The 5,090-nt window shown below is 73.5% G+C and carries 5 protein-coding genes; 2 read left to right on the top strand and 3 right to left on the bottom strand.

Features of this window, described 5'->3' with window-relative positions:
* The 3 genes from K206_RS38460 to K206_RS0116025 form a co-directional block, all read right to left on the bottom strand.
* A partial coding sequence (locus tag K206_RS38460; protein ID WP_020203407.1) for a RidA family protein occupies positions 1 to 480 on the bottom strand: 480 nt, incomplete at its 3' end.
* A gap of 56 nt (positions 481 to 536) precedes the next feature.
* Positions 537 to 1,442: a PhzF family phenazine biosynthesis isomerase gene (locus K206_RS0116030; RefSeq protein ID WP_020203406.1), complete on the bottom strand. Its 906-nt coding sequence runs from the start codon at positions 1,440 to 1,442 to the stop codon at positions 537 to 539.
* 10 nt (positions 1,443 to 1,452) lie between these two features.
* Positions 1,453 to 2,415 (bottom strand): tripartite tricarboxylate transporter substrate binding protein, encoded by a 963-nt coding sequence (locus tag K206_RS0116025; protein WP_231401615.1) that lies wholly within the window; start codon positions 2,413 to 2,415, stop codon positions 1,453 to 1,455.
* Positions 2,416 to 2,697: 282 nt separating this feature from the next.
* Here K206_RS0116025 and K206_RS0116020 point away from each other — a divergent pair, with 282 nt between their 5' ends.
* Together K206_RS0116020 and K206_RS0116015 are read left to right on the top strand one after the other, a co-directional pair.
* On the top strand, positions 2,698 to 4,149 hold the full coding sequence (locus K206_RS0116020; RefSeq protein ID WP_020203404.1) for an aldehyde dehydrogenase family protein: 1,452 nt from the start codon (positions 2,698 to 2,700) through the stop codon (positions 4,147 to 4,149).
* Positions 4,146 to 5,048, top strand: coding sequence for an NAD(P)-dependent oxidoreductase (locus K206_RS0116015; RefSeq protein ID WP_020203403.1), 903 nt, complete (start codon positions 4,146 to 4,148; stop codon positions 5,046 to 5,048). Before K206_RS0116020 ends, K206_RS0116015 begins: the two co-directional genes overlap by 4 nt.
* The last annotated feature ends 42 nt before the right edge of the window (positions 5,049 to 5,090 follow it).

Here is a 5,090-nt window from a genome sequence, read left to right as displayed (position 1 = left end):
GGGCGGCGGCTGAGCGCCGGCGGGCGCGAGCCGCGCATCCAGTTCGATCTCGATCCAGGTCCGGTCGGGCAGGCTCGCCGCGCCCACGGCCGTGCGCGCGGGCAGCGCATGGCCCGGAAAGGCCAGCGCCAGCAGTTCCGATGCGGCGTCCAGCACGGCGGTGTGGCGCGTGAAGTCCGGGCCGCAGCGGATGAAGCCGCGCACGCGCGTGACCTGGGCCACGTCCCGCAACTCGCCGCCGCAGGCCGCCTTGAGCGCGGCCAGCGCGTTCAGCATGGCGACCTGCGCGGCCTGCCGGGCCGGCGCCACGTCGGCCTCCGCGCGGCAGATGCCGGCGATGGGCGCGCCGTCGCGCCGGCAGGTCTGCCCGCTGACGGCGATCCATTCATCCGCCACGCAGAACGGCGCATAGGCGCCGCGCGGCGTCGGCGCGGGCGGCAGGGCGTGGCCGGCGGCGGCCAGCCGCTGCTCGGGCGTCATTGGCGTCAATGGAGTCAATGGCGTCAACGGTGTCACTGGTGTCTCCGGCGGCGCGGTCATGCCCACGCCACCTTGCCGCTGAGCCAGCAGCCCCGCGGCGCGCCCGTTTCCGACCAGCGCGGCGCGACCAGGATTTCCGACGGCCGTCCCATGCTTTCTCCCTGGCGCACCGCGAGGGCCGATGGCTCGCCGTGCGCGCCGGCCAGCGCGCCCGACCCGGCCAGATGCCCCCACAGCGCCGCGGCGGCGATGCCGGTCGCGGCATCCTCCGGGTAGCCGGAGGACTTCGGGAACTGGCGCGCGTGCGCCACGGCATGGCCGCTGGCGGCGCCGGGCGCGATCGCGTAGGGATAGAGCCCGGTGGAGCCGATGGCCGCGCACGCCGCTTCCATCGCCGCGAAGTCGGGGCGCAGCGCATGCAGCATGGCGACATCCGGCAACGCCACCAGCGTCTTGACGCGGCTGGTCGCGGCATTGGTCATGGCAAAGCCTGCGCCCTCCGGCCCGAGTCCCAGCACCTCGGCAACCCGGCGGCGCTCGGGCGCGGCGAGCGGGCGCGCCCGCACGGCCGGCTGCGAGATCCACACGCGCCGCGCCGCGGCGTCCCAGCGCGCTTCCACGATGCCGCTGAGCGTTTCCACGCGCGCCGTGTCCGTGCTCCACCGCCCCCACTGGCGCAGCGCCCACAGCGTGCCCACGGTGGCGTGGCCGCACATCTCCATCTCGTGCTGCGGCACGAAGAAGCGCAGGCGCAGGTCGCAGCCGGCGTCGCTCGCCGGCAGCACGAAGGCGGACTCGTGGCCGTGCGCGGCCGCCACCTGCTGCATGGCGGCGGCGCTCATGCCCCGCGCGTCGGCCACCAGCGGCACCGGGTTGCCGCCGCCGCTACCGCTGCCATTGCCGTCATGCGTGCCGACGAACACGTCGATCACCACGACTTCGCCCGGGCCGGGCACCCGCATCGAGGCCGGCTTATTCAATCGTCGCTCCCACGGACCTGGCGATGGCGCCCCAGTACGGGATGTCGCGCGCCACGGCGGCCTGCATTTCCGCCGGCGTGCCGGGCCGGGCGGTGACGCCTTTCTCGGCCAGGTCCCGGACCACGTCCTTGTCGGTGAGCACCTTGTTGAGCGCGCCGTTCATGCGCGCGACGATCGCCGCCGGCGTGCCCTTGGGAAACGCCAGGCCGTACCACAGTTCCTGCGAGAAATCGCCGATGCCCTGGCTGGCGAAGGTGGGCACGCCGGCGAGCAGCGGCGTCGGCGCGGTGGTGGCCACCGCCGTGAGCTTGTGCGCCTTGATGTACGGCGCCAGCCCGACCGGGTTGTCGAACATGATCTCGATCTGCCCGCCCATCAGGTCGGTATAGGCGGGCGCCGCGCCGCGGTAGGGCACGTGCGTCATCGGCACGTTGGCGAGCTTGCGGAACTGCTCGCCGATCAGGTGCGAGACCGTGCCCACGCCGACCGAGCCGAAGCTGTGCTGCGCCTTGCCGCTGCGCAGCTTGTCGATCAGGTCGCGGGCGCTGGTGGCCTGCACCGCGCTGTTGACGGCCAGCACGTAGGGCGAGGTGCCGATGAAACCCGCATAGGCGAAATCCGTGGCGGGCCGGTACGGCAGCCTGGGATAGACGCTCGCGCTCACCGCGTGCGTGCTGGTGGTGGCGACGCCGATGACGTAGCCGTCCGGCGCGGCGCGCGCGACGAAGGTGGAGCCGATGGTGCCGCCGGCTCCGCTGCGGTTGTCGATGACCACCGGCTGGCCGAGCTCGCCCTGCAGCTTCTGCTGCACGGAGCGCACCACCAGGTCGGTGCCGCCGCCGGCCGGAAACGGCACCACCAGCGTGATGGGCCGCGCCGGCCAGCTCTCGGCGAAAGCCGTCCCGCAGGCCAGGACGGCGAAGAGGCAGGCCGAAGCCCGCAAGCGTAGCTGCATGTGTGAGGCCATGACGTTCCCCGTTGAATGAATGCGTCCACTCTATGGGCCGGCGCGCGCGCGGCCAAACCAGGACGCGACAGCGCCTGAACCGGAATGCGACATGCCGGCGGGGTGGTCCAGACATGGTCCAGATGTGGGTCGAGCGCAGGCCACGCGCGCCGTTGCCTAACCACAGGTTGGGCAACGGCGCAGTTTTTCTCATTTGTGCCGCGCCTGCCGGCATGAGAGAGTCGGCTTCACGCAAAGGTGCGGCACGCACCGCCAAATAAAGGAGACTCCATGCAAGACCAAGACGTCCAGCCGTTCCTGATCGGCGCCGAATGGACCCGCGGCGAAGGCACGCCGTTCGCATCCCGCAATCCCGCCACCGGCGCGCTCAACGGCCTGATCGGCGCGGCCAGCGCCGCCGACGTGGAGCGCGCCGTGGCCGCCGCGAAGGCCGCGCAGGCGGACCCCGCGTGGCGCGACATGCTGCCGCACAAGCGCGCGGCCATCCTGCGCCGGCTGGCCGACCTGATCGAGGCCGACGCCGAGTGGCTGGCGCAGCGCCAGATGCAGGAAAACGGCAAGCGCCTGCAGGAATGCCGCGACCAGGCCCTGGCCGGCGCCAACGCCTACCGCTACTTCGCCGGCATCTGCGAGGTGATGCCGTCCGAGGTGGCGCCCGCGCGCGGCAACCACCTGTCGCTGGTGGTGTACGAGCCGTTCGGCGTGGTGGCCGCCATCACGCCGTGGAATTCGCCGCTGACGCTGGAGTCGCAGAAGGTGGCGGCGGCGCTGGCGGCTGGCAACGCGGTGGTGCTCAAGCCGTCCGAGTTCACGCCCGGCCCGGCGCTGCGCGTGGCCGCGCTGGCGCTGCAGGCGGGTTTGCCGCCGGGCATCCTCAACGTGGTGACGGGGCTCGGCCAGGAGACCGGCGGCGCGCTGGTCGCGCATCCGGACGTGCGGCTGATCTCGTTTACCGGCGGCACCGCCACCGGCAAGGCCATCGCGCGCGCCGCCGCGCAGCGCATGGCCGCGGTGGCGCTGGAGCTGGGCGGCAAGTCGCCCCACATCGTGTTTGCCGACGCCGACCTCGACAAGGCGCTCGACGGCGTGCTGTACGGCGTGTTCTCGTCCACCGGGCAATCGTGCATCGCCGGCACGCGCCTGTTCGTGGAGCGCGGCATCCACGATGCGTTCGTGGCGCGGCTGGTGGCGCGCGCGCGCGAGCTGAAGGTGGGCCTGCCCGACGACCCGGCCACGCAGGTCTCGCCGCTGTCGTCGTTCATCCATCGCGACAAGGTCGAGTCGATGGTGGCGATGGCCACGCAGGACGGCGGCCACATCCTGGCCGGCGGCACGCGGCCGGCGGACCCGGCGCTGGCCGGCGGCGCGTTCTTCCTGCCGACCATCGTCGCCGGCCTGGCCAACGACGCGCGGCTGTGCCAGCAGGAAGTGTTCGGCCCGGTGCTGTGCGTGCTGCCGTTCGACGACGAGGCCGACCTGCTGCGCCAGGCCAACGGCACCGCGTTCGGACTGGCCGCCGGCATCTGGACCGCGAGCATGCCCCGCGCGTGGCGCGTGGCGCGCGCGCTGGAAGCGGGCACGGTGTGGATCAACACCTACAAGGAACTGTCGGTCTCGGTGCCGTTCGGCGGCTTCAAGGAAAGCGGCAGCGGGCGCGAGAAGGGCTTCTACGGCATCCGCACCTACCAGGAGCCGAAGACCGTGATGTGGGGGCTGGCATGAGCGGCGCCGCGCCGCGCCTGGGCTTCATCGGCCTGGGCGTGATGGGCGCGCCGATGTGCGCCAACCTGGCCCGCAAGGCGGGCGCCGCGGTGACCTGCTTCGACCTCGACCCGGCCCGCGCGGCCGGCCCGTGCGAGGCCGGCGCCGCGGTGGCGCCGTCGGTGGCGGCGCTGGCGCAGGCCGCCGACATCGTGTTCCTGTGCCTGGCCGACGGCCGCGCCACCGAGTCGGTCGGCGCCGAGGTCCTGCGCACCTGGACGGCGGCGGGCCGGCGCGGCACGCTGGCCGACACCGGCACCACCTCGGTCCGCGTCACGCAGTCGCTCGCCGCGCTGGCCGCCGCCGGCGGCCATGCGTTCGCCGATGCGCCGGTGGCGCGCATGCCGGAGGCGGCCATCGCCGGCACGCTCAGCATCATGGCGGGCGGCAGCGCCGGCACGCTGGACACGCTGATGCCCTACCTGCGCTGCATGGGCACGGACATCACGCACTGCGGTCCGGCGGGCGCCGGGCAGGTGGTGAAGATCCTGCACAACACCTTCCTGTTCGAGACCGTGCACGCGCTGGCGGAAGTGCTGGCGATCGCCCGGCGCCACGGCGTGGACGGCGACGTGCTGTTCCACGCCATCGAGCTCGGCTCCGCCGACTGCCGCGCGGTGCGCGTGCAGGGGCGCCAGGCGCTGCTGCCCGGCGATTTCCCGGGCGGGCGCTTCCCGGCGCGCTATGCGCTCAAGGACGTCTCGCTGGCGCTGGAGCTGGCCGAGGCCGCCGGCGTGGCGGCCACCGTGGGCCGGCATACGGCGGACGTCCTCGCGCGCAGTTGCGGCGCGGGCGACGCCGACCGCTACTACCCGGTGCTCTACAAGCAGATCGACACGCAGATCGACACGGCAGGCTGACCTGCCGCGCGGACCCCGCCGCGGCGCCGGCGGGGCCGCAGC

It is taken from the genome of Cupriavidus sp. WS (genome assembly GCF_000395345.1).
Lineage (GTDB): Bacteria > Pseudomonadota > Gammaproteobacteria > Burkholderiales > Burkholderiaceae > Cupriavidus > Cupriavidus basilensis_B.
The sequence above is the reverse complement of the archived record's forward strand: the minus strand, read 5'-3'. Positions and strand labels throughout refer to the sequence as shown.